The 23,973-nt window shown below is 23.8% G+C and carries 29 protein-coding genes and 3 pseudogenes; 20 read left to right on the forward strand and 12 right to left on the reverse strand.

Features of this window, described 5'->3' with window-relative positions:
- Window positions 1-48 precede the first annotated feature (48 nt).
- From ACI2WJ_RS07725 to ACI2WJ_RS07790, 14 genes and pseudogenes are all read left to right on the forward strand, one after another.
- Window positions 49-1,291: pseudogene (locus ACI2WJ_RS07725) on the forward strand (IS256 family transposase).
- Between the two features lie 134 nt (window positions 1,292-1,425).
- A complete protein-coding gene (locus tag ACI2WJ_RS07730; protein WP_400255393.1) occupies window positions 1,426-2,136 on the forward strand; it encodes a hypothetical protein in 711 nt (236 codons plus the stop codon).
- Window positions 2,137-2,138: 2 nt separating this feature from the next.
- Window positions 2,139-2,423 carry a hypothetical protein gene (locus ACI2WJ_RS07735; protein ID WP_400254594.1) on the forward strand — a complete coding sequence of 95 codons (285 nt, stop codon included), beginning with the start codon at window positions 2,139-2,141 and terminating at the stop codon, window positions 2,421-2,423.
- Entirely contained in the window at window positions 2,392-3,132 is a 741-nt protein-coding gene (locus ACI2WJ_RS07740) for a hypothetical protein (RefSeq protein ID WP_400255394.1), read from the forward strand. Before ACI2WJ_RS07735 ends, ACI2WJ_RS07740 begins: the two co-directional genes overlap by 32 nt.
- Window positions 3,132-4,043 (forward strand): hypothetical protein, encoded by a 912-nt coding sequence (locus ACI2WJ_RS07745; RefSeq protein ID WP_400255395.1) that lies wholly within the window; start codon window positions 3,132-3,134, stop codon window positions 4,041-4,043. The genes ACI2WJ_RS07740 and ACI2WJ_RS07745 overlap by 1 nt, the downstream gene beginning before the upstream one ends.
- Entirely contained in the window at window positions 4,044-4,562 is a 519-nt protein-coding gene (locus tag ACI2WJ_RS07750) for a hypothetical protein (RefSeq protein ID WP_400254481.1), read from the forward strand.
- A gap of 3 nt (window positions 4,563-4,565) precedes the next feature.
- Window positions 4,566-4,907, forward strand: a complete 342-nt coding sequence (locus ACI2WJ_RS07755; protein ID WP_400255396.1) for a hypothetical protein — start codon at window positions 4,566-4,568, stop codon at window positions 4,905-4,907.
- A gap of 43 nt (window positions 4,908-4,950) precedes the next feature.
- Entirely contained in the window at window positions 4,951-7,011 is a 2,061-nt protein-coding gene (locus ACI2WJ_RS07760) for a hypothetical protein (RefSeq protein ID WP_400255397.1), read from the forward strand.
- Window positions 7,012-7,015: 4 nt separating this feature from the next.
- Window positions 7,016-7,792 (forward strand): hypothetical protein, encoded by a 777-nt coding sequence (locus ACI2WJ_RS07765; RefSeq protein ID WP_400255398.1) that lies wholly within the window; start codon window positions 7,016-7,018, stop codon window positions 7,790-7,792.
- A gap of 97 nt (window positions 7,793-7,889) precedes the next feature.
- Window positions 7,890-8,543: a hypothetical protein gene (locus ACI2WJ_RS07770; RefSeq protein WP_400255309.1), complete on the forward strand. Its 654-nt coding sequence runs from the start codon at window positions 7,890-7,892 to the stop codon at window positions 8,541-8,543.
- Window position 8,544: 1 nt separating this feature from the next.
- Window positions 8,545-9,291: a phage portal protein gene (locus ACI2WJ_RS07775; protein WP_400255399.1), complete on the forward strand. Its 747-nt coding sequence runs from the start codon at window positions 8,545-8,547 to the stop codon at window positions 9,289-9,291.
- A 57-nt stretch (window positions 9,292-9,348) separates the two neighbouring features.
- Entirely contained in the window at window positions 9,349-10,587 is a 1,239-nt protein-coding gene (locus tag ACI2WJ_RS07780) for an IS256 family transposase (protein ID WP_400255439.1), read from the forward strand.
- A 208-nt stretch (window positions 10,588-10,795) separates the two neighbouring features.
- Window positions 10,796-12,802 (forward strand): transketolase, encoded by a 2,007-nt coding sequence (gene tkt, locus ACI2WJ_RS07785; RefSeq protein WP_338957682.1) that lies wholly within the window; start codon window positions 10,796-10,798, stop codon window positions 12,800-12,802.
- 13 nt (window positions 12,803-12,815) lie between these two features.
- Window positions 12,816-13,052 (forward strand): YneF family protein, encoded by a 237-nt coding sequence (locus ACI2WJ_RS07790; protein WP_252319938.1) that lies wholly within the window; start codon window positions 12,816-12,818, stop codon window positions 13,050-13,052.
- 71 nt (window positions 13,053-13,123) lie between these two features.
- On the opposite strand, the gene ACI2WJ_RS07795 is transcribed toward ACI2WJ_RS07790, so the two are convergent.
- The 9 genes from ACI2WJ_RS07795 to ACI2WJ_RS07835 form a co-directional block, all read right to left on the reverse strand.
- A complete protein-coding gene (locus ACI2WJ_RS07795) occupies window positions 13,124-13,915 on the reverse strand; it encodes an ankyrin repeat domain-containing protein (protein ID WP_400255440.1) in 792 nt (263 codons plus the stop codon).
- Complete coding sequence (locus ACI2WJ_RS07800; RefSeq protein ID WP_339039900.1) at window positions 13,903-14,055, reverse strand: hypothetical protein; 153 nt, start codon at window positions 14,053-14,055, stop codon at window positions 13,903-13,905. The genes ACI2WJ_RS07795 and ACI2WJ_RS07800 overlap by 13 nt, the downstream gene beginning before the upstream one ends.
- 210 nt (window positions 14,056-14,265) lie before the next feature.
- Window positions 14,266-14,532: a 30S ribosomal protein S15 gene (gene rpsO / locus ACI2WJ_RS07805; protein ID WP_252319942.1), complete on the reverse strand. Its 267-nt coding sequence runs from the start codon at window positions 14,530-14,532 to the stop codon at window positions 14,266-14,268.
- A 167-nt stretch (window positions 14,533-14,699) separates the two neighbouring features.
- Window positions 14,700-15,413: a glycerol-3-phosphate 1-O-acyltransferase PlsY gene (plsY, locus tag ACI2WJ_RS07810; RefSeq protein ID WP_252319945.1), complete on the reverse strand. Its 714-nt coding sequence runs from the start codon at window positions 15,411-15,413 to the stop codon at window positions 14,700-14,702.
- Between the two features lie 42 nt (window positions 15,414-15,455).
- On the reverse strand, window positions 15,456-15,761 hold the full coding sequence (locus ACI2WJ_RS07815; RefSeq protein ID WP_281748102.1) for a SemiSWEET family sugar transporter: 306 nt from the start codon (window positions 15,759-15,761) through the stop codon (window positions 15,456-15,458).
- Window positions 15,754-16,044 carry a SemiSWEET family sugar transporter gene (locus ACI2WJ_RS07820; RefSeq protein WP_174481052.1) on the reverse strand — a complete coding sequence of 97 codons (291 nt, stop codon included), beginning with the start codon at window positions 16,042-16,044 and terminating at the stop codon, window positions 15,754-15,756. The genes ACI2WJ_RS07815 and ACI2WJ_RS07820 overlap by 8 nt, the downstream gene beginning before the upstream one ends.
- 113 nt (window positions 16,045-16,157) lie before the next feature.
- Window positions 16,158-16,322, reverse strand: a complete 165-nt coding sequence (locus ACI2WJ_RS07825) for a hypothetical protein (RefSeq protein ID WP_338957675.1) — start codon at window positions 16,320-16,322, stop codon at window positions 16,158-16,160.
- Between the two features lie 61 nt (window positions 16,323-16,383).
- The gene (locus ACI2WJ_RS07830) at window positions 16,384-16,524 is read right to left on the reverse strand and encodes a hypothetical protein (protein WP_338980494.1); all 141 of its coding nucleotides are present in this window, start codon (window positions 16,522-16,524) and stop codon (window positions 16,384-16,386) included.
- 108 nt (window positions 16,525-16,632) lie between these two features.
- On the reverse strand, window positions 16,633-17,169 hold the full coding sequence (locus tag ACI2WJ_RS07835; RefSeq protein WP_400255400.1) for a hypothetical protein: 537 nt from the start codon (window positions 17,167-17,169) through the stop codon (window positions 16,633-16,635).
- Between the two features lie 207 nt (window positions 17,170-17,376).
- Here ACI2WJ_RS07835 and ACI2WJ_RS07840 point away from each other — a divergent pair, with 207 nt between their 5' ends.
- The 6 genes from ACI2WJ_RS07840 to ACI2WJ_RS07865 all read left to right on the forward strand — a co-directional run bounded on the left by ACI2WJ_RS07840 (window position 17,377) and on the right by ACI2WJ_RS07865 (window position 21,625).
- On the forward strand, window positions 17,377-17,688 hold the full coding sequence (locus ACI2WJ_RS07840; RefSeq protein ID WP_400255401.1) for a GNAT family N-acetyltransferase: 312 nt from the start codon (window positions 17,377-17,379) through the stop codon (window positions 17,686-17,688).
- Between the two features lie 70 nt (window positions 17,689-17,758).
- A complete protein-coding gene (locus tag ACI2WJ_RS07845) occupies window positions 17,759-19,171 on the forward strand; it encodes an ankyrin repeat domain-containing protein (RefSeq protein ID WP_400255402.1) in 1,413 nt (470 codons plus the stop codon).
- Window positions 19,172-19,191: 20 nt separating this feature from the next.
- The gene (locus tag ACI2WJ_RS07850; protein WP_400255403.1) at window positions 19,192-19,719 is read left to right on the forward strand and encodes a hypothetical protein; all 528 of its coding nucleotides are present in this window, start codon (window positions 19,192-19,194) and stop codon (window positions 19,717-19,719) included.
- A 148-nt stretch (window positions 19,720-19,867) separates the two neighbouring features.
- Window positions 19,868-20,611: a hypothetical protein gene (locus ACI2WJ_RS07855; RefSeq protein WP_400255404.1), complete on the forward strand. Its 744-nt coding sequence runs from the start codon at window positions 19,868-19,870 to the stop codon at window positions 20,609-20,611.
- Between the two features lie 54 nt (window positions 20,612-20,665).
- Window positions 20,666-21,455, forward strand: a protein-coding gene (locus tag ACI2WJ_RS07860) for an IS5 family transposase (protein ID WP_400254448.1) whose coding sequence is annotated in 2 segments (ribosomal slippage) — window positions 20,666-20,926 and window positions 20,928-21,455 — 789 coding nt in all. Because the reading frame shifts where the segments join, the coding sequence is not laid out codon by codon here.
- Between the two features lie 44 nt (window positions 21,456-21,499).
- A complete protein-coding gene (locus tag ACI2WJ_RS07865) occupies window positions 21,500-21,625 on the forward strand; it encodes a hypothetical protein (protein WP_400255405.1) in 126 nt (41 codons plus the stop codon).
- A gap of 69 nt (window positions 21,626-21,694) precedes the next feature.
- On the opposite strand, the pseudogene ACI2WJ_RS07870 reads toward ACI2WJ_RS07865, so the two are convergent.
- The 3 genes and pseudogenes from ACI2WJ_RS07870 to ACI2WJ_RS08140 form a co-directional block, all read right to left on the reverse strand.
- A pseudogene (locus ACI2WJ_RS07870) lies at window positions 21,695-21,931 on the reverse strand (transposase); the annotation flags it as partial.
- A gap of 13 nt (window positions 21,932-21,944) precedes the next feature.
- Window positions 21,945-22,734 (reverse strand): IS5 family transposase gene (locus tag ACI2WJ_RS07875; RefSeq protein ID WP_400254448.1). Its coding sequence is split into 2 segments (ribosomal slippage): window positions 21,945-22,472 and window positions 22,474-22,734, totalling 789 coding nucleotides; the frame shifts between segments, so codons are not numbered across the junction.
- Between the two features lie 67 nt (window positions 22,735-22,801).
- Window positions 22,802-23,802 (reverse strand): annotated as a pseudogene (locus tag ACI2WJ_RS08140) (IS256 family transposase); the annotation flags it as partial.
- Between the last annotated feature and the right edge of the window lie 171 nt (window positions 23,803-23,973).

The following is a 23,973-nucleotide window of genomic DNA, read 5'->3' on the forward strand; positions in this document are numbered from 1 at the left end:
ATTAATTCTAGTAAATATAATTAAATGACTAGAAAGAGTGAGTTACAGATGGCTAAAAAAGATAACTTTAATAATAATGATCCAATATCAAAAGCAGTAGATTTATTATTAGAAAATACTGAAGATTTAACAACAGTTTTTAAAGAAGGGGGTTTATATAAAGAATTAACAAAACGTTTAGTTGAAAAAATGTTGAATTCTGAGATGCAAAATTATTTAGGATATGAAAAAAATCAACATAGTAATAGTGACAATGCTCGTAATGGTATAAGTTCAAAAAAATTAATAACTCAACAAGGTAAAATTGAGATTGATGTACCACGAGATCGTAATAGTAATTTTACTCCTGTAATAGTGCCAAAAAGACAGAGAAGATTTGATGGTTTTGATCAACAAGTTCTTTCCTTATATGCAAAAGGTATGACATTATCAGATATTAGAATGCAGTTACAAGAGTTATATCATGGTGCTGATATTAGTGAAAGTGTTATTAGTCACAAATTACTGATGATGTGATTGATGTGATGTCAAAGCATGACAAAATAGACCATTAGAAGGCATTTATCCCATTGTTTATTTTGATTGTATAGTAGTTAAAGTACGACAAGATAAACGCATTATTAACAAATCAGTTTATATAGCTTTAGGTGTTGATTTAGAAGGTAAAAAAGATGTTTTAGGTTTATGAATTAGTGAAAATGAAGGCGCTAAATTTTGATTAGCAAATTTCACAGAAATGAAAAATCGTGGCTTAAATGATATTCTTATTGCTTGTAGTGACAACTTAACAGGCATGTCAGAAGCAATACAATCAGTTTATCCTAAAACTGAACATCAATTATGTATAGTTCATCAAATCAGAAATAGTTTAAAATATGTTTCATACAAACATCGAAAATCACTAGTTACAGATTTAAAGCCAATTTATAATGCATGTAGTGAAGAACAAGCAATGCAAGCTTTAGAATCATTTGAAAGTAAATGAAATAAACACTATCCTCAAATTGCTAAATCTTGATATAAAAATTGAGATAATTTAATGATTTTTATTAGTTATCCTCCAGAAATCAAAAGAGTGATTTATACTACAAATTCTATTGAATCTGTTAATAGTCAATTACGAAAAGTCATCAGAAATAAAAAAGTTTTTCCAAATGATATGGCAGTTTTCAAAATATTTTACTTAGCAATTGAAAATATAACAAAAAAATGAACAATGCCCATTCAAAATTGAAATACAGCAATTGCTCATTTTATGATAAAATTTGAAGACAGAATTAATCTGAACTAGTACTTTGCAAAACAAAGATACACAGATTATTAAAAAGCCTCGATTCTTTATCTTAAAATCAATCATTAGGTACTGGCTTTTCATTTTTATCATAAAATGTAAGTGATTTTATTGGTGCATTAGGATTTACTCCAATGTTACAATTAACAAAAGCATATTTAAGATTAAATTATGGTCAAATTGCAGCAGATACTGTAGCAAGTGGTCAATTATATAAACAATCAGTATTTGGTATGTTTTTATATAAACATATGTTTTTAAATAAAGATATGGTTAAAGATACTAAAACTGGTTTACATTTAGAAAAAACATTTGATTTAAAAAAAGTATTAGGAGTTTTTGTACATAGAAATGCATTTGCACAACCTAATAGTTTTCAAAAAATTGTTAATTTAATTGATAATAATACATTAAATCAAAAAACATTAGGTAAAGCACTTTATGGTATAACAACAGCAATTCGTGGTTGATTATCATTTATTATTATGGAAAAAATGCCAACAGCTGATGAAATTAAAGAAGCACAAAAACGTTGTTGAACTAATTGAATTAAATTAACTCCAGCAGAAAGAGAAAAATCACCAGTAACATTTAAAATTGCTGATTTTGATGATTTTAGAATTAGTTTAAATGATTTAATTTATTTTAAAAATTTAGGAAAAATTAAAATGGCTGGTGATACACCAACTAATGATGAATTAGAAACTGCAATAATAAATGCTGGTAATAATGGTTATGAAAAAGGTAAAGCAACATTTAGTAATATTACATCAAAAAGTGCTACTATGACTGGTAATGATAAAGATTATATTGAAGAAATAGAATTAAAATTTTCTAAAAAATAATTATGGAATATATTTATAAATATTTTGATGAAAAAGCACATATTACTATTTATTCACCAAAGCCAGAAGATTTAACTACAAGTAATGATATTAGAGCAATTTTATTAGATGAATATCCTAAATTAAGAAATGATTATTTTATAGTAAGTGATGTACATGATAGTTATGCAATATGTGTTGGAGATAATATACATTGTGAAGGTAAAGTAATAATTAAAATAGAAAAACAAACTAATGTAGAAGGAGTAAATGAAAATGCCAAATGACACCATTATACAATCAAATAATTATACTTTATTAAAGATAATTCGTTCTTCAATAAGTCCTTTAATGGCAATGATTGGTACAAGTGCTTATTATGGTCAAGTAATAGGTAATCCAGTACTAGGTTCAATTAATAGTTTATTATTTGGTAAAAAATTAGGTTTAGATATTTGAAATTTAAATCAAAGACCAAATACTAAAACTAAATTAATTAATAGTTCTAAAAAAATATTATTAGGATTAGGAACAATTGGATTATCAAATTATGCTAAATTTACTACTAATTCAATTAATCCAAATCCTAATCCATTTCCAGATGATTTATTATTAATGAAAAATAATAATAATTTAATGGATTGAGATACATTTATTAGTTTAAATTCATATGGTATATCAAATCTTATTAGTGGATTAACTGAGTTAATACCTAATAAATTTGAAACAATAAGAAAGATTTGTAATATGGCAACTGGTGGATGTTTGATTAGTAGTGGTGTTGCTTTGGGTATAAATAATGATTTTAATAATGCTTATGCAATACCTACCATAATTGCTGGTGCAAGTGAAATTATCCATAATTTACTACCTATGGAAACTACAAATCATATTGAAGAAATGCAAGAAACACTATTTAATAATGAAACTGCAAATCTTATTAATGATAGTGTAAGTGAATATGGTACTAATAGTGAATCAAATTTAAGATGAGATTATAGTCATATGAGTTTATAATGTTACCTTTAATTATTGAATGAATATATTATGCATTAGCAAGTAATGATATTAAATTAGCATTAATAAATGCTTTAAAAAATTATTATAAAAATCAATCATTAAAAGCAGTATTTGATAGTGAAAATATTAGTGAAAAAGAAATACATCAACCATATAGTGTTTTTAATCCAAATATACTTAAAAAATTAACAAGTATATTAAAACCAAGTGAATTATCTATATTACAAAATGAAATTAATAAATTTAAAAATCCAATAAATAGTTTTAAAAATTCTATTATGCCAACAGAAATTAGAACAGTTAAAAATTATGTAAATAAATTTGATAATTTATTTAAAGAAAATGAAGAAGAAATACCAGAAAATGCATGAGAAGTATTATCAAGTTCATGATTTAAAAAAGGAAGATTTATTGTTAATAATAAAAATTTAAAAATTGGAACTTTAACAACATTATTTCAAAGTGATAATGATAAAAGACAAATATGATATGGTCCATATACTTATCCAACATTTCCACAAGAAATATGAATATTAATGACACAAGCTAAAGGTAAAAATGGTTCTGGTTCTGGAACAATATTTTGAAAATTTTGAAATAGAAAATGATTACCAAGTCAACTAAGAAAATATGTTAAAAGTGAATTAGCAAAAAAAGGTAAATATTATGGTTCACAAGATACTAGTGTAATTTATCCTAATAATATTAATGTACAAAAAACTATGCATTTTATTAATAGATTAGAAAAAGGTTTTTTTAAATTAAAAGAATATAAAACTTTATCTAAAAATGAAATTGGAAGTACACAATGAAGATATGAAAGAAAACAATTATTAAAAAATTCTTTACATACAAATAAATATATAAAAATTAAAAGAAATTCTAATTTTTATAAAACATGAAAGTAGGTGGTAATTATTATTGAATTAGATAAACCAATTAAACCAATTGGTATATGAAATACTATTAATCCATTAAGTAAAGATAATAAAGAATATAAAAAATTAAATAAGATTTGATTTAATAAAAATAGTACTCATATAGATAAAATAAAAATTTTAATATCAAATATTTTAAAAATAACTAGTCATATTATTGGTATGTTAATAACATTATTTTTTACAATAACACCTTGATTAATACCTAAAATACCAATAGAAATGGGAATAGGTAATTATACTAATCAATATAATTTTACTTGACCTGACCATTTAATATTAACTTTATTTCCTATGTTTGGTCATATTGGATTAAATTTAGTAACTAAATTAGGTAATTATGGAAAATTAATTAAATATGCATTGATAACAATACCAATTATTATTACAAGTCCTTATTTAATATATCAATATAAAGAAATTAGAAAACATAAAAAAGAATGTCATTTATGTAAACAACATTCAAATAAAATACAATTGGAGGAATAAAAAATGAATTTATCTACAACAGTAATATCAGCAGTATTAAGTGGAGCAGTTGCTAGTGGAATAATTGTTACTATTGTTTTATTATTTTTATCAAAATTTATTAAAAAATCAAAACAATCAAATTTAGCAAAAGAATTAAAAAATAATAAAGAATTAGAATTTATTAAAGCAAATATTAAACAAATAAATTCTCAATTACAATTAGAAACTACATCAACTGCTAAATTACTTGATAGTTTTAATGTAGAACAAGAACAAATAGATAATTTTGTAATAGCACAAAAATCTAAAAAGAAAGAATTATCTGAAAAAGATAAGAAAAAAGTAACTAAATTTAAAATTTAAAGGGTTTAAATACCCTTTATTTTACATTAAGGAGTAAATTATTATGGCTATTAAAGACCCATTAATGTTTATTACAATTGAAGAATTTAAAAATTGAAAAGGTTTTAATAAATCATTATTTGATGAAGTTACAACACCAGATAGTGAAATTAGATATGCAATAGAAATTGCAAGTAGTAATATTGATTATTTAAGTGGTTTTACTATTTCAAAAAAATGACCAGAAATAAATCCAACAAAATTTACAGATAATATTCAAACTGCAACTACTCATTATGTTAATTTTTTATTAAGTAAAGGTGTTGAATATGCACGTGGTCAAGCAAGTATTGGTCAAGGTGGTATTACTTATTCACAAAATAATCCAGAAGACCCTTATTATATTGTTCCACAAGTATTTAATTATTTAAAAGAAATAAATGAATATCCAACTATGAAAGGTTTTAATCTTGATGTTTCACCTAAACAAAATTGATTTAAAAAATTTATGGGTACTGGTGGTGAACAAAATCCATGAGAAATTTATTTACAATCTAATAATATTAAAAGTAGTGATAATAGAACTAAAATTACTATTAGTCATCCAAAAAATATTATGGGTTCAGTAGTTGATATTGATACAAATGGTATAAAATCATTTGATAATTTAACAACAATTGAATTATTTACTAAATATTTTAGTAATGATACTATGAAATTAGTTGATGGTAAAGAAGGTCAAGAAAAGAAAGTTATTAGTGCTACTGGTGGTATTGGTGAATCATTATGAGAAGTTGATAAAGATAATCCTAATTTTATTAAACCAAAAGATGATAAAGGTATTGATGTTAATGGTAAAAGAATTATTGATGTTGGAACACCTACTTTTTTAAGTGATGCTACAACTAAAGAATATGTTGATGAAAAAATTGACAAAAAACAAGATAAAATAGATAATTTACAAGATAAAATTTTTAATAATAAAGATGATAAAGATAATACTACAAGATTAGTAAATAAAATTATTAAAACACATAGTGACGGTCAAACTTTAATTTATAGAAATAATCCAGTTGTAACTGATGATTTAGATATTCCAAATAAGAAATATATAGATGATAAAATACCTAATTTAGATAATTATTATACAAAAAAAGAAATAGATGAATTAAAAAGTGATATTGATACTATAATAAGTTTTAAACAAGAGCAAACAGATAATAAATTAGAAACTACTAATAAAACTGTTGTTGGTGGTATAAATGAATTAAAAGAAAAAATACCTAATTTAACTGATTATTATAATAAAACTGAGATAGATAAAAAATTAGAAGATTTTAAAATTATTAAATGAAAAGTAATAGGTAATAGAGTTAATGATAAGAAATGACATATACCAACTGCACCTTTTAATCAATATATTTATAGAGTATTTGTTACATGAGAAGTTACAGAAGAAAATCCTTTAAAAAAAGGTTATCAACAAGTTATATTTTTTAAATCACCTAAATTAATAGGTACTGGTATTTGAAGAATTGCTTCGGGAAAAATTGGTAATAGTGATAGTACATTAAATATTAATTTTGATAATACAGATTGAAGTTTAACTTTAAATGGTGGTAATGGTGGAGCAATTATTAGTTTAGAAGTATTAGAACAAGCAGATGATAATGTTTTTCAAATTAATAGTAAAACATTAAATATTATTTCACCTGAAAAAATTGATATAGAAAAACCTATTAAAATTAATTCATATAGTTTAGAAACTAATGAAATTAGAGAAAATGAATGAGATATTGAATTAAAAAATAATCCAACACCAAATATTCCACAATGAAAAGAAGTAGGAACAAAGAAAAATAACAAAACAATTGAATATAATTTTATTAAAAATAAAAGATATCGTATTTACTATAATTATTCTCCTACTGATGATGAAATAGAAGAATCTTGAATAATTAAAGAATTTATATATATTAATAAAACACAATATTTAAATAGTTTAATAACACAAGATAGTAATTATGTTTGATTAAAACTAAATCAAAATAGTATATTTCTAATTACAGCACCTTATCCTTTCAGTTTAGGGAAACTTTTAAAATTAGAAGAATTACAGGAATAATATTATGAATAAAGAATTTACTTATTTACATGAAATTAGTTATTGATTATTAAATAAAAGTGATTTTACTCATAGTGAATATAATTTAAGTGGAAGTCGTTATTCAAGTAAAACATATAGTATTGCAGAAGAATTAGCAATATTAATTGCTATTTCAATTAAAGTTAATAAATCAATTGCTATATATTGTTTTAGAAAATTAAATAAAGATATTAATGATTTAGTTAAAGAAATTTATAATACTTTAATAACAATTGGTTTTAATGATTATAAAGATTTTACTTTAAAATATCCAAATAAACAAGCAGATTTTAGATTTAAAGGTTCAAAATCATTTATTAGAGTTATGGGTGTATATAGTAATTCAAATGATAGAATACCTTTAAAAGGTCTTTCTCGTAGTGAAATAAAAGGATTTGATTTAGCAATTGAATGATGTGAAGAAGCAAATGAATTTACTCAAGCAGAATTTCAAGCAATTACATTTGCATTAGGTAATGCTAAAAAAAGAATAAAAATAAAAAGTTGTAATCCAGATAATATTTATCAATATTTTATTGAATATATGAATAATATAGTACCTTTTAATTTAGAAATTATGAAATCTAAAAATGAACAAATTAAATCAGTATTTGATAATAATATATTTAAATTATTTCATTATTCAAATTGAAAAGTAAATGCTCATAATTTGACATTAGATATGATTAATGATTTAGAAGAATTAAAAGTATTAGACCCTATTAAAGAAAGCACAAAGTTGATATTATGGTGTACCTAGTGTTTTACAAGGTGCTATATTTGCAAGATATCTTGATAAAGTAAATACTGAATTAGATTTTCAAGTTTCTAAAATAACTGGTGGTTTAGATATAGGTATGGCAACAAGTAGTAGTGGTCATCCAACTGCTGCTTCATTATGATTTATTGGTGAAAATCATAATGGAAGAAGAGCGCATAAAGTAAGTGAATTTTATCATAGTAATGCTAATATTAATGGTCAACCAGCAATGCATTTTAAAAATACTTATGAATTAGCAAATAGTATTATTGATTATTATTTAATTGAAGCACAAAAATATTTTGCTATGTTTAAAGGTTTTACTTGTTATGTTGATTATGGTAATGGTGGTCAAGCATTTATTGATATTTTAAATGTAGAAAAAAATAAAAGAAATATGAATTGATTAAATTTTGAACCAGTAGATAAATCAGTAATGTATTTAAAAGATAGAATTGATTTTACTACTACTGGATTAATTAAAAATATATTAAGTTATGATTGAAATAATTGCCCAGAAACTAAAAGACAATATAGTTTAATTCAATGATTATCTAAATCTAAAATAGAAAATTCAAATAATGAACCTAAAATGTTAGATTTATATGATGATACTTGAGATAGTGATTGTTATGCATTAATGAATGATATGAAATGATTAATTGAACAAATAAATAATGAATTATTAATTAATAAAACTAAATTTGAATTTGGTAAACAATATAGTTTTATTAATAATAAGGAGTGATAATATGAATTATAGTCCAACAGAATATTTTAGTATACATGAAGATACTTGAGAATTAGATATACCTAGAATTATTGCAAATAAAAGTACAATGTTATGATTAGGTAAAGGTTTATTATTTAAAAGTGAAAATAAAGAATTATTAAATTTTTTAAATAAATTAAAAGATAAAGATAAATGAAATGAAAAATTATATCAATTTGGTATTCAAAATTCATTATTAGGTAAATGTTTTTTAATATGAATGTTAACTAAAAATGGTGAATTAAGTTTAACTTTACCAAGTCCAAGTTTTATGTCACGTGTTGCTAAATTTAATGAACAAGAACAATCAGCAGAATTATTTTTTATGAATGAACAAAGTGATAATGGTAGTTTAACATGAGTAACAATAGAAAATTCAAAAGTAAAAGTTGAAATATTTAATGGTAATAGAGAAATTTTATTAGGTAGTACAAAATCAAAAATTAAACCAGAAAGTCAATTAAAAGAAAAATATGAATTAAAAAATCCATTTGGTTATTTACCAATTGTTGAAATTACAAATTTACCACAAATTCATTTTTATGGTAATAGTACACAAATGAATGCATATCCAGATTGTGCACCAGTATGAAATTTAATATGAGATTTACAACATATTATTAAACAAAAAAGAAAAGAAAGAATATTAAATTTAACTAGATTTTATGGAATTATTGATAATGAAAAATTGGTAATGTTTAGTAATCTGTGTAACTTACAAAAATAACTATGTTTAATTAATTCTAGTAAATATAATTAAATGACTAGAAAGAGTGAGTTACAGATGGCTAAAAAAGATAACTTTAATAATAATGATCCAATATCAAAAGCAGTAGATTTATTATTAGAAAATACTGAAGATTTAACAACAGTTTTTAAAGAAGGGGGTTTATATAAAGAATTAACAAAACGTTTAGTTGAAAAAATGTTGAATTCTGAGATGCAAAATTATTTAGGATATGAAAAAAATCAACATAGTAATAGTGACAATGCTCGTAATGGTATAAGTTCAAAAAAATTAATAACTCAACAAGGTAAAATTGAGATTGATGTACCACGAGATCGTAATAGTAATTTTACTCCTGTAATAGTGCCAAAAAGACAGAGAAGATTTGATGGTTTTGATCAACAAGTTCTTTCCTTATATGCAAAAGGTATGACATTATCAGATATTAGAATGCAGTTACAAGAGTTATATCAGGGTGCTGATATTAGTGAAAGTATTATTAGTCAAATTACTGATGATGTGATTGATGATGTCAAAGCATGACAAAATAGACCATTAGAAGGCATTTATCCTATTGTTTATTTTGATTGTATAGTAGTTAAAGTACGACAAGATAAACGCATTATTAACAAATCAGTTTATATAGCTTTAGGAGTTGATTTAGAAGGTAAAAAAGATGTTTTAGGTTTATGAATTAGTGAAAATGAAGGTGCTAAATTTTGATTAGCAAATTTAACAGAAATGAAAAATCGTGGCTTAAATGATATTCTTATTGCCTGCAGTGATAATTTAACAGGCATGTCAGAAGCAATACAATCAGTTTATCTTAAAACAGAACATCAATTATGCATAGTTCATCAAATTAGAAATAGTTTGAAATATGTCTCATATAAGCATAGAAAATCTCTAGTTGCAGATTTAAAACCAATTTATACTGCATGTAGTGAAGAACAAGCAATGCAGGCTTTAGAATCCTTTAAAAATAAGTGAAATAAACACTATCCTCAAATTGCTAAATCTTGATATAAAAATTGAGATAATTTAATGGTTTTTATTAGTTATCCTGCAGAAATTAAAAGAGTGATTTATACAACAAATGCTATTGAATCTGTAAATAGTCAATTACGAAAAATTATCAGAAATAAAAAAGTTTTTCCTAATGATATGGCAGTTTTTAAAATATTTTATTTAGCAATTGAAAATATAACAAAAAAATGAACAATGCCCATTCAAAATTGAAATACAGCAATTGCTCATTTTATGATAAAATTTGAAGATAGAATTAATCTAAACTAGTACTTTGTAAAACAAAGATACACAGATTACATAAAAGCCTCCTTTTCTTTTTTAATTTGTTCAAAGATTCAATTTAGTTAAAATAAAATTATATTTTTTGTCATTATTATTTATACTTTTTTAATTATTTTTAAAAAATTACCTATTTTATTAAGAATATTGTTAATATTATATTAAATAATAACTATTAAAAATTTAAGGAGAAATTATGGAAAATAAAATTAATTTAGATAAATTAACTATTAATTCAATTCGTATGTTAGGAGTACAAGCAGTTAATGCTGCTAAAAGTGGCCATCCTGGTATTGTTTTAGGTGCTTCACCAATGACTTTTTCTTTATTCAAAAATCATTTATCTTTTAATCCAAAAAATCCAAAATGATTTAATCGTGATCGATTTGTTTTATCAGCAGGTCATGGTAGTGCTTTATTATATTCAATATTACATCATGCTGGTTATAAATATACAATCAATGATATAAAACAATTCCGTCAATTAAATAGTAATACACCTGGTCATCCCGAATATCATTTAGACTATGGAGTAGAGACGGCTACTGGACCATTAGGTCAGGGTATCGCTAATGCTGTTGGAATGGCGCTTACTGAGAGTTTTCTTAGTGCTAAATATAATCAAAAAGATCTTAATATTATTGATCATTATACATATGCAATTTGTGGTGATGGTGATTTACAAGAAGGTATTGCACAAGAAGCACTTAGTTTTGCTGGACATTTTAAATTAAATAAACTAATTATTTTATATGATTCAAATGATGTTCAATTAGATTCATCTGTTAAATTAGTATATTCAGAAAATTTAAAAATGCGTCTTCAAGCATTAGAGTGAAATTATTTAAAAGTTGAAGATGGTGAAGATGATAAACTTATTTCTGAAGCTATTAAAAAGGCAAAAGTTAGTGATAAACCAACTTTAATTGAAATTAAAACTATAATTGGTTATGGGGCTAGTAAACAAGGAACACCGAGTGTTCATGGCTCTCCTTTAATGGAAGATATTAAAACAGTTGCTAAAAATTTAAACTGAGAATATCCTGAATTTACTGTTCCAAAAGAAGTAAGTACTTACTTCACACAAACAGCACTTAATCATGGTTCTAAAATAGAATTAGTTTGAAATCAAAAAGTTGAAAAATATGCAAAATTATATCCAAATTTGTATAAAGAAATTAAATCAGCATTGAAAAATGAAATTTTTAATGAAGATTATCAATTAAATAAAATTGATTGAACTTCAATTATTGGAGTAAATCCACAAGCAACAAGAGTAGACTCTGGTAATATTTTAAAACTTTTATCAGCTCATTGTCCAACATTAATTGGTGGTAGTGCTGATTTAGCTGGCTCAACTAAAGCATTAGTAACAGACAAAGACTTTCTACCTCTTGACCATTCAGGAAGACATATTCATTATGGAGTAAGAGAATTTGCAATGGGTGCTATTGTTAACGGTATGACGTCACATCAAGGCACAATTCCTTTTGGTTCTACTTTTCTTGTGTTTAGTGATTATCTAAAGCCTGCATTACGATTAGCAGCTTTAATGTCAATTCCATCTTTGTTTATTTTTAGTCATGATAGTATCGCAGTTGGCGAAGATGGTCCTACCCATGAACCAGTTGAACAACTAACAATGTTAAGAACTATTCCTAATTTTAATGTAATTCGCCCTGCTGATACAAAAGAAACAATTGGTGCATATTTAATGGCATTATCTAGTAAAACTAACCCTAGTGCTATTATTATTACTAGACAAAATTTACCACAACTTGCAAATAGTAATATTGAGGCAGTTCAAAAAGGTGCTTATATTATTAGTAAAGAGAATAGTAGTAAAGCTTTAGATTTAATTATTATTGCTACCGGTAGTGAAGTTTCATTAGCTATTGCTAGTCAAGAACAACTATGAAACGATCAAAAACTTAATGTTCGTGTAGTTTCAATGCCTTCTACTTTTATTTTTGATAAACAAGATAAAACATATCAAAATAGAATTTTACCTAATGATATTATAAAAGTTGCTATTGAAATGGGTTCTAAAGATAGTTGATATAAATATGTTGCAGGTAATGGCTTTGTTATTGGCGTAAGTACTTTTGGTATTTCTGCTCCTGATAAGGTAGTACTAGAAAAATATGGCTTTACATCAAATCAAGTGTGTGATAAAATTAATAAGTTTTTAAACAGTAAGTAAGGAGAAATTAATAATGATGGTTTGGTGAGCAGTATTAATCATTGGCATTGCTAGTGCGTTAATTGGTGGATTAGTTGGTTTTATTGTTACTAAGAAGATTTTCGAAAAACAATTACAGAAAAATCCTCCTATTAATGAAAATATGATTCGTGCAATGTATTTACAAATGGGGCGTAAACCTACTGAATCTCAAATTAAATCAGTAATGCAAGCAATGAAACGTCAACAAAGTACTACTAAAAAACGATAATTTTTATTAAATATAAATTGTAAAATAGTTACCATAAGGTAACTATTTTTATTCATTATATTTTGATAAATTTAATGTTTTATATATCCACTTGTTGATGGCTTATTTTGTGGATAATTTTCTTCTTTTAATTCTTGTTTAATTTTTTTCTGTCATTTTTTTTCTTTTTCTTGATTAATATTTAATTTATTAATGTTACATTTAAATATTTTCTTTATTTTTTGTTCAATTTTTAAAATCCTTTTCTTATCAATTTTTAATCCAATTAATATTAAATTTTCTTTTATATTTTTTACTGAATTATTTGTATTTAAATGTATTAATATATTATCTTTAATATCATGAAATAATGAGTTATTTGAAAATTCTGGTCTGTATTTAATAATTTCTACTTTTGCCTTATTTGTAATATATTCTTCATATTCTTGATAAAATATGTTTTCTAATATATTTTTTATGTTTTTATCATAAAATAAACTATTATTAATAATGATTGTCAAAGCCGTATCACCATTTTGATTTATGAAATGAATATTTGCATTATTTATTAGTAAAGTATTAACTATTTGTGCTAGTCCATTTTTAGCAGCTAAATGCAAGGCTGTATCACCATTTTGGTTTGCATGGTTGATATTAGCGCCATTTTCTATTAAAACATTAATTATACTTAAATAACCTTTTTTAGTAGATATTATTAGTGCTGTATCACCATTTTGGTTTGCATGGTTGATATTAGCGCCATTTTCTATTAAAATTTTAATGGAATCTATAAGTTGATAATAGTGACTTGCTATTATTAAAGGACTATCACCATTTTCGTTTGTATAATTTATATTAGTATTTTTTTCTATTAAATTATTGATCTTTTTTTTATTTCAGAACTAATTTTTTCTTCTTTAATTATATAATCCCAATAATTAAAATATGTAATATTTTGATATGAAGTGACAGAATTTAAAATAACTGATATTATTTTTTCACCATTAATATCTTTATCATTCATTATTTTGTTCCTCCTTTTTGAAATCAAAAACCCATTTATTTTAGTAAAAAATAAATGGGTTAGAAACATATAATAATTAATAACTATATTATAACACTTTTAGTATTAATTTTATTATTGTTTAAATCATTTGTAAATCTATTTCTATGTTTAATATTATTTAGATGTATATAAAAAAATCAGTATTAATAAGTAAATACTGATTTAATATTAGTTATCTTTTAGTGATAGTGCTGTTAATAATTTATTGTATGTAGCAACATCTTGTTTTTTAAAGTATTTTAAGAAACGTTTTCTGCTTGCTACCATTTTTAACAAACTTCGTTTTGCAGTAATATCTTTTTTTTGTACTTGTAGATGGGCTGTTAATTCTAAAATTCTTTTTGTTAAGTTAATAATTTGAACTGCAGAAGAACCAGTATCCTTGGCATTTAAGCGAAATTTTTTAATCAATTCATCTTGTTTAATTTGTTCCATATTTGACAACTCTCCTTTAAATATAATTCGGCTTAAGCAAAGCTAATATCGGAGAGAATATTAACAATGTTAAGTCAACACGGTTATAATAGTACATTAATTTTAAACATAAAACAAGTATTTTTTTAAAAAATATTTTTATTGAGTTTGTATAAAGAGATGATTTTTTATTTTTTTTCTTCATTTGCTTTTTTATTTTTTTTATCAAAAATAGTCACTTTACGTTCAGTATGATTAAGAATTCTTTTACAATTATCTCAATGACGAATAATAATTAATATTCAAATTAGAGCCATAGTTATATTAACAATATAGTATTGAGTGTCTTGTTGGGAAAGAAAAGAATGCAGTGGTATATTCGGTATTCATGATAAGATAAAAGCAAGTATCATCATTAACATTGAAGATAAAGATGACATTCTACTTAAATATAAAATAAATCATCAACTAGCAATTGTGATAACGCAATAAATAGGATTAATCATTAATAGTACTCCTAATGAAGATGCAGCTCCTTTACCACCACGAAAACCATAAAATAGTGGTCAACAGTGACCAATAATTGCAGCAAGACCAGTTGGATAAATATATGCTTGTTTAAACATTGTTTCATAATTAGGATTAGTAATATCAATAAAGGTTAAACCGTATGCAATTAAAATAGGAATAGCGGGCTTAAAACCATCAATAATTAAAATAATAGCTCCCCATTTACCACCCATAACTCGTGTTGAATTAGTAGCACCAGCATTTTTAGAGTAATAATCTCTAACATCGGTTTTAAATTTTAATTTACTAATAATAATTGAAGGTGAGATTGAGCCAATTAAATAACCAATGATAATAAAAATAAAAGTTCCTAATAGATTAATATGTGCCATTTTTTTCTCCATTCTTGTGCAAGTATTATGTTAATAAAAATTTTATTTTTTGGAAGTTAAATTGTTCTTTTTATCTTTATTATTATAATATAAATTATAAATTATTAATGTTAATAATATGATATTAATAACTGTACCAAAGGCATTTGCTGCTAGTAAGGGAATGTTTTTAATTAAACTAGCATAAATTATGAATGAAGTTAAGCCTATTTGATATATGCTATAAGAAATTAACGATAAACCTTTTGTGTTTTTAGTTTTAATTAGTTTAATAGTTTGTGGTAAAAAGGCAACTGAAATAAAAAAGGCACCTATATATCCAATAATATCAATTGCAATATTAGACATTTTTTTCCTCCTTATTTTTTTGTTTAATTAAATTGTTAACAATAATCCCAATTATTATGAAATTTAGTGTAGCAGTAATAGTTTGACAAGTAATCATGGGAATATCATTACGAAGTATGCCAAATATTAAAAAAGTAAGACCCCCCAGTTGATAGATACTATATGAAAAAATAGAAAGACCTGAAGTATTTCTTGTTTTAATTAGTTTAATAGTTTGTGGTAAGAATGCCAAAGGAATACAAATGGCTGCAAGATACCCCAATATTTCTATAAAAATGTTCATTTTTTCTCCTTTTAATTAATTTAATTTATCATAATAATTATAATAAAATATTGTGAAAATAGTTATTTTATTTTAAATAATAAAAAATGTGTTTTGCTAAACACATCATTAATTTATTTTTCTTCTTCTTTAATGAAACATTTTTTACATAAAGATTTTCCTTCTTTTATATCAAGAATGTCAAAAGGTTCAAACATCATTCCGCAATCAAAACATTTTACAGTTTTTGTTAAAGATTCATCATCAGTTTTTTTGTTTTTTTTATTGAATCATTTCATTATATCCTTCCTTTCTAAATATATTAAATAAGTGTGTTAATGACACACTTATTTAATATATTTATTTAGCACAATCTTTACACAAACATTTACCATCTGCTGCTTTAGTACATTCAGATGAATTTTTCATTTTCCCACAACCATCACATTTTTTTTGATCTTTTGCTTCTCCAGTTTTATCCTTTTTTTTAAATGGTCACATGTATATAACTTCCTTTCCTCATATCATAATTACTCTACTCAATTATAACAAATTTTATTATTTTCTATGGTATTAACTATTTTTAAAACTTTTTTTGTTAAATTTTGATTAATTATTTTTTTCTATTTTAAGAATATTATTTTTGATTTCTTCAATTTCTTCAATATCAGTTATTCTATTAAATAAGTGAAAAAGCATATAGTTTAATTCTTTTGGTTTATGAAAGTGTTTTTTAAAAAATATTATTGTTTCATCAATAGTTGCCATTAGCGTTACTGCTTGTTTGGTGTTAATGCTATTATTTTGTAATGGTATACGAACAAGTGTTGGCAATTGACTAACAAACATGTAGTCTTCTAAAGATTTTTCTTTTTGTGTATAATAGAAAATTTGAAAAGCACTAATTTTAGCAGCAATTGTTTTAATAGCATTTTTTACTGCTGTAACTTGTGAATTAAGCATATTTTTGATTAATAAGGTAATGAAGATGGTAATTGTTCCAATTGGTAAAATAATTGATAAAATTAAGTCTAAGTTAACATTAAACTTTTGAGCAAATATTGATTTTAATAAAGTATAACCATTTTGAAATAAAATAACAGATAAAAATAAAGCAAAGTTTGGTGTTTTTCATCATTTATGCATAATTAATATTTCTGTTTTAATTTTTAAAATATATCAAAAGAAATAAGAAGTTAATACCAAGATAATACCATAAATTAATACAATGATAGTTGTTAGAAAATTGAAAAAACTAAAAACAATAGCTAAATTAACTGTAAAACCTAGATACATTTTAATATCATAAATTGGATAATCATTTGCAAATTGAGTTGTTAAACCATATTTTCTTTGAAATGCTCGACGACGATAAAGTTTAATAATGATAATAATAAACCAATAGCTACTAGTAGAATGCGAAAAGTTGAAGATATTGTAAAAATTGAAAGAGTGTGTATATTACAAGAATATCGTAAATTAGGTATTGGTAAAAAATTAATGGAATTTATGGAAAAAGTTGCAATTAAAAATCAATTTAAAGTTATATCTCTTCATGCCCAAATTCAAGCACTAAATTTTTATAAAAATTTGGGTTATAAAGTTTGTTCTGAAATATTTTTGGACGCTGGAATTAAACATTGTAAAATGGAGAAAAATATATAATGAAGGTAAATTTTAAAGAATAATATTTTAAATACATTGTTTTTTTTAAAAACAATGAAAGCAAAAGAATATGTTTGAGTGAGTTAGAGAAATATTTGGAATAAATATAAATATTAATAACAAAGAAGCAAAAATGATAGATGCTATTAAAAATAAAAAGTTAGATTTAGTTAATAAAATATTAAAATATGATATTAATATTGATTATATTGATAGAACTGGTTATACGCCTTTAATGTGAGCAGCTGAAAAAGGTTATCTAGAAATAGTTAATGTTTTATTAGCACATAATGCTAATATTAATTACATATCTGTAAATGGTAATACTGCTTTAATCTTAGCTGCTAAAAAAAATTATACAAAAATAGTTAATCTGTTATTAGAACATAATGCTAATTTTAGTTGTGAGGAACAATTTGGTAATACTGCTTTAATTTTAAGTGCTGAAAATGGAAATTTGGAAATAGTTAAAAATTTATTAACACATAATGTTAATGTTAATCATGAAAATCGATATGGCGAAACTGCTTTGTTAGTGGCTGCTAAAAATGGATATACAGAAATAGTTAATGATTTACTAACAAATGGCGCTAATATTAATCATGTCTCTATAAATGGTAATACTGCTTTAATATTAGCAATTAAATCTAATTATTTAGATATAGCTAATGCCTTATTAACAAATTATCCTAATGTTAATAGAAAAAATATGTTTGGTTATACGCCTTTAATGTGAGCTGCGAGGAATGGTCATTTAGAAATAGTCAGAACTTTATTAGAATTGGGAGCTAATGTTAATTGTATAAATGAAAATGGTGATACGCCTTTAATGTGAGCTGCGAGGAATGGTCATTTAGAAGTAGTTAATTTGTTATTAAATAAAGGTGCAAATGTTTACTCTATAACAAAAATTTGTGGTTATACTGCTTTAATTGCTGCTGCTGGTAAAGGTCATTTAGAAATAGTTAAAACCTTAATCAAAAATGGAAATAATGTTAATCATGTAACTATCAATGGTTTGAGTGCCTTAATGTGAGCAGCTGAAAAAGGTCATTTAGAAGTAGTCAAAACTTTAATCAAAAATGGCGCTAATGTTAATCATGAAAATATAATTGAAGAAACCGCTTTAATTGTTGCTGCTAAAAATGGACATTTGGATATAGTTAAAACTTTATTAATAAATAGTGCAAATGTTAATTGTATAAATGAAAAAGGTTGCAATGCTTTAATGTGAGCTGCTAAAAATGGACATTTGGATATAGTTAAAACTTTATTAGCACATAATGCTAATATTGATGTTGTAGACGTAAATGGCAATACTGCTTTATTATTTGCAACCAAATATAATCATTGACAGATAAAAAAGATAATCATGCAAGTAAATAGTTTAAAAAGAGAAAACTTATTAAATGTTAAAAAAATGATAAATAAAATGAATATTATTTTTATTAAAAATAAAGAAAGAATTTATTCAAAAAAATAGAAAGAAAATGTATTAAAATATTGCAAAATTATGAAGATTATATTAATAAAAAAACCAAAAATATTGATGGACAACTAAATCTTTTTTTTAAAAAAGAATTTATTAATAGTCTAAAATTTGAAGAGGAAAATTATTCATTATTGCATATAGCAGTATTAAATGATTGACAAAAATTAGTAACTTATTTAGTAACAAAATGATCAGTTGATATTGATTATAAAGATAGTTCGGGGAATTCAGCATGAAATCATGCTTGTATGTTACTAAAAAAAGAAAATGCTTTAGCAATTAAATCAAAAGTTCAAATAAATGAAGAAGATAGAATATTTTTAGAAAAAAATATTGATTTATTATCAAGAAAAAAATCTTGTTTTATTAAACCTTTAGATAAAAATGCTAATAAAAATAGATTTAACATTATAAATTATTATTATGATGTTGATGAAGTTGCTATTGATGCTTTTGATTATTTTAAAAATAACATAAATTTAATTGAAGATGATAATAATTTTTTAACAATTAATAATAAACAAACTTTACAAATATAAAGGTAATTTTCATTTAATTATACAGATTAAATTTATACAATTAATTAAGTAAACACTCAAATCATAATAAAATAATAATTAATGTAATATAACAAAAATTGTATACAATAGGTATAGTAAAAAAGATTTAAAGATTAAGGAAAAAAATATGAATATTATAAAATCGGTATTAAGATTAATGTCAGCAGTTACTTTAACTACAGTTAGCACAAGCTCAGTTATTGCATGTGATAATCAAGATTTCGAAGAAAATTTATTAAATGCAAAAGTTTCACAAGGTTTAAAATTGACTAATGCTACTGGTGAAGGATTATTAATGCCTACTATTAATATTGATGAAAATGATAAATCACAAGTAACCTGAAAAATCAATCCAACTAATATTAAGGTAATAAATTTGATTAAAAATGATAAAAAAGCTAAAGATGAAGAAAGTTTTCAATTTTTAAAAAATGCCTTAAATATTAAAATTGATAGTGGCACAAAATTAGAAGATGCTATTTTTAATGAAACAGAATTAAATAATGTAACTACTATTATTTCAAATATTAATGTTGATTTAAATCCAGTAACAGACAAAAATGATTTTTACATTGTAAAAGGTTCATATAATATAATGTTTACAAATGGTGTTACAAAAACTGATAAATATAAAGTAGTTATAAAAACAAGTCCAAACGGAGTAGTTGGTCATGATATTTTTCCAATTAAAAAAACAGATTTTAATAGTAATTTTCAAAGTGAATTTAAAGTAGGTCAATCAGTAAGTAAATTTCAAATTAAGAGTGATTTGACTTCAATGTTAGATAATTCTAAAGATAATGTTAAAACAATCTTTGGAATCCAAAAATTATTAAATAAAGGATCACTAAAATTATTAGAACCTGTTTAGAATCTTTTCGAAAATAATGTAAAATGATTATATATTTTAAAATAAGAGGTATATATGCATAAAAATTATCCAAGTCATGTCACCAAAGAACAATTTGAAAACATAAAATCAATTTTAGAAAATAGTAAAAAGAAAACAAAACCAAGAAGTTTAGATTTATATGAAATATTTTGTGCAATTTTATATGTATTAAAAAGTGGTTGTCAATGAAGAATGTTACCAAAAAATTTTCCAAAATGACAAACTGTATATTATTATTTTCAAATTTGAAGTAAAAATAATGGTAAAGAACCTAGTGTATTGCAATTAATTTTAAAAAAAATTAGTTAAAAAAGTTCGTATCAACAATAATCGCAAAGAACAAACTAGTTTTTGTATAATTGATTCGCAAAGTGTTAAAAATACAGATACTACTGAAAATAAAGGTTATGATGCTGGTAAAAAGATTTCAGGCATAAAACGTCATATTGTTGTTGATTCTCAAGGTTTACCACATGCAATTTACATAACCACGGCAGAAAAAACAGATCGTAATAGCGCTATAATAATGATTGAAAATGAAAAAGAAAATCTTTCTGCAGTTCAAAAAATAATAGTAGATGCTGGTTATACTGGTGAAAAATTTGCTTCTGAAATCAAAACAATCATAAATGCAAATGTTGAAGTGATAAAACGCAATGAATTACATACTTTTGTAGTATTACCAAAAAGATGAATTGTAGAACGAAGCTTTGCTTGATTAGAAAAATACAGAAGATTATGAAAAAATTGTGAAAGAAAACTAAATACTAGTTTACAAATGGTTGTTCTTTCATTTATTTCAGTTTTATTAAAAAGATTCTAAACAGGTTCTTAGTAACAAAAAATGATAAATCAACAGATAATTTTATGGCCAATGATAAAATTACAGTTAGATTTAAAATCGGTGAAGTTATGATTCTTGTAGGAGAAGAATTAATGAGGCTTTTTAATAATCTGTGTATCTTTGTTTTGCAAAGTACTAGTTCAGATTAATTCTATCTTCAAATTTTATCATAAAATGGAGGCTTTTATGTAATCTGTGTATCTTTGTTTTACAAAGTACTAGTTTAGATTAATTCTATCTTCAAATTTTATCATAAAATGAGCAATTGCTGTATTTCAATTTTGAATGGGCATTGTTCATTTTTTTGTTATATTTTCAATTGCTAAATAAAATATTTTAAAAACTGCCATATCATTAGGAAAAACTTTTTTATTTCTGATAATTTTTCGTAATTGACTATTTACAGATTCAATAGCATTTGTTGTATAAATCACTCTTTTAATTTCTGCAGGATAACTAAGAACCTGTTTAGAATCTTTTTAATAAAACTGAAATAAATGAAAGAACAACCATTTGTAAACTAGTATTTAGTTTTCTTTCACAATTTTTTCATAATCTTCTGTATTTTTCTAATCAAGCAAAGCTTCGTTCTACAATTCATCTTTTTGGTAATACTACAAAAGTATGTAATTCATTGCGTTTTATCACTTCAACATTTGCATTTATGATTGTTTTGATTTCAGAAGCAAATTTTTCACCAGTATAACCAGCATCTACTATTATTTTTTGAACTGCAGAAAGATTTTCTTTTTCATTTTCAATCATTATTATAGCGCTATTACGATCTGTTTTTTCTGCCGTGGTTATGTAAATTGCATGTGGTAAACCTTGAGAATCAACAACAATATGACGTTTTATGCCTGAAATCTTTTTACCAGCATCATAACCTTTATTTTCAGTAGTATCTGTATTTTTAACACTTTGCGAATCAATTATACAAAAACTAGTTTGTTCTTTGCGATTATTGTTGATACGAACTTTTTTAACTAATTTTTTTTAAAATTAATTGCAATACACTAGGTTCTTTACCATTATTTTTACTTCAAATTTGAAAATAATAATATACAGTTTGTCATTTTGGAAAATTTTTTGGTAACATTCTTCATTGACAACCACTTTTTAATACATATAAAATTGCACAAAATATTTCATATAAATCTAAACTTCTTGGTTTTGTTTTCTTTTTACTATTTTCTAAAATTGATTTTATGTTTTCAAATTGTTCTTTGGTGACATGACTTGGATAATTTTTATGCATATATACCTCTTATTTTAAAATATATAATCATTTTACATTATTTTCGAAAAGATTCTAAACAGGTTCTAATAAAAACCATTAAATTATCTCAATTTTTATATCAAGATTTAGCAATTTGAGGATAGTGTTTATTTCACTTATTTTCAAAGGATTCTAAAGCCTGCATTGCTTGTTCTTCACTACATGCAGTATAAATTGGTTTTAAATCTGCAACTAGAGATTTTCTATGCTTATATGAGACATATTTCAAACTATTTCTAATTTGATGAACTATGCATAATTGATGTTCTGTTTTAAGATAAACTGATTGTATTGCTTCTGACATGCCTGTTAAATTATCACTGCAGGCAATAAGAATATCATTTAAGCCACGATTTTTCATTTCTGTTAAATTTGCTAATCAAAATTTAGCACCTTCATTTTCACTAATTCATAAACCTAAAACATCTTTTTTACCTTCTAAATCAACTCCTAAAGCTATATAAACTGATTTGTTAATAATGCGTTTATCTTGTCGTACTTTAACTACTATACAATCAAAATAAACAATAGGATAAATACCTTCTAATGGTCTATTTTGTCATGCTTTGACATCATCAATCACATCATCAGTAATTTGTGACTAATAACACTTTCACTAATATCAGCACCCTGATATAACTCTTGTAACTGCATTCTAATATCTGATAATGTCATACCTTTTGCATATAAGGAAAGAACTTGTTGATCAAAACCATCAAATCTTCTCTGTCTTTTTGGCACTATTACAGGAGTAAAATTACTATTACGATCTCGTGGTACATCAATCTCAATTTTACCTTGTTGAGTTATTAATTTTTTTGAACTTATACCATTACGAGCATTGTCACTATTACTATGTTGATTTTTTTCATATCCTAAATAATTTTGCATCTCAGAATTCAACATTTTTTCAACTAAACGTTTTGTTAATTCTTTATATAAACCCCCTTCTTTAAAAACTGTTGTTAAATCTTCAGTATTTTCTAATAATAAATCTACTGCTTTTGATATTGGATCATTATTATTAAAGTTATCTTTTTTAGCCATCTGTAACTCACTCTTTCTAGTCATTTAATTATATTTACTAGAATTAATTAAACATAGTTATTTTTGTAAGTTACACAGATTACTAAACATTACCGAATTAATAGTTAACCCTTAATAATAACATCATATTCAATGCTAATTATGTTTAATAAAATATATCAAAAAAAATAA

The organism is Spiroplasma endosymbiont of Cleonymus obscurus (assembly GCF_964273375.1).
In the GTDB taxonomy this organism is placed as follows: domain Bacteria; phylum Bacillota_I; class Bacilli_A; order Mycoplasmatales; family VBWQ01; genus Spiroplasma_E.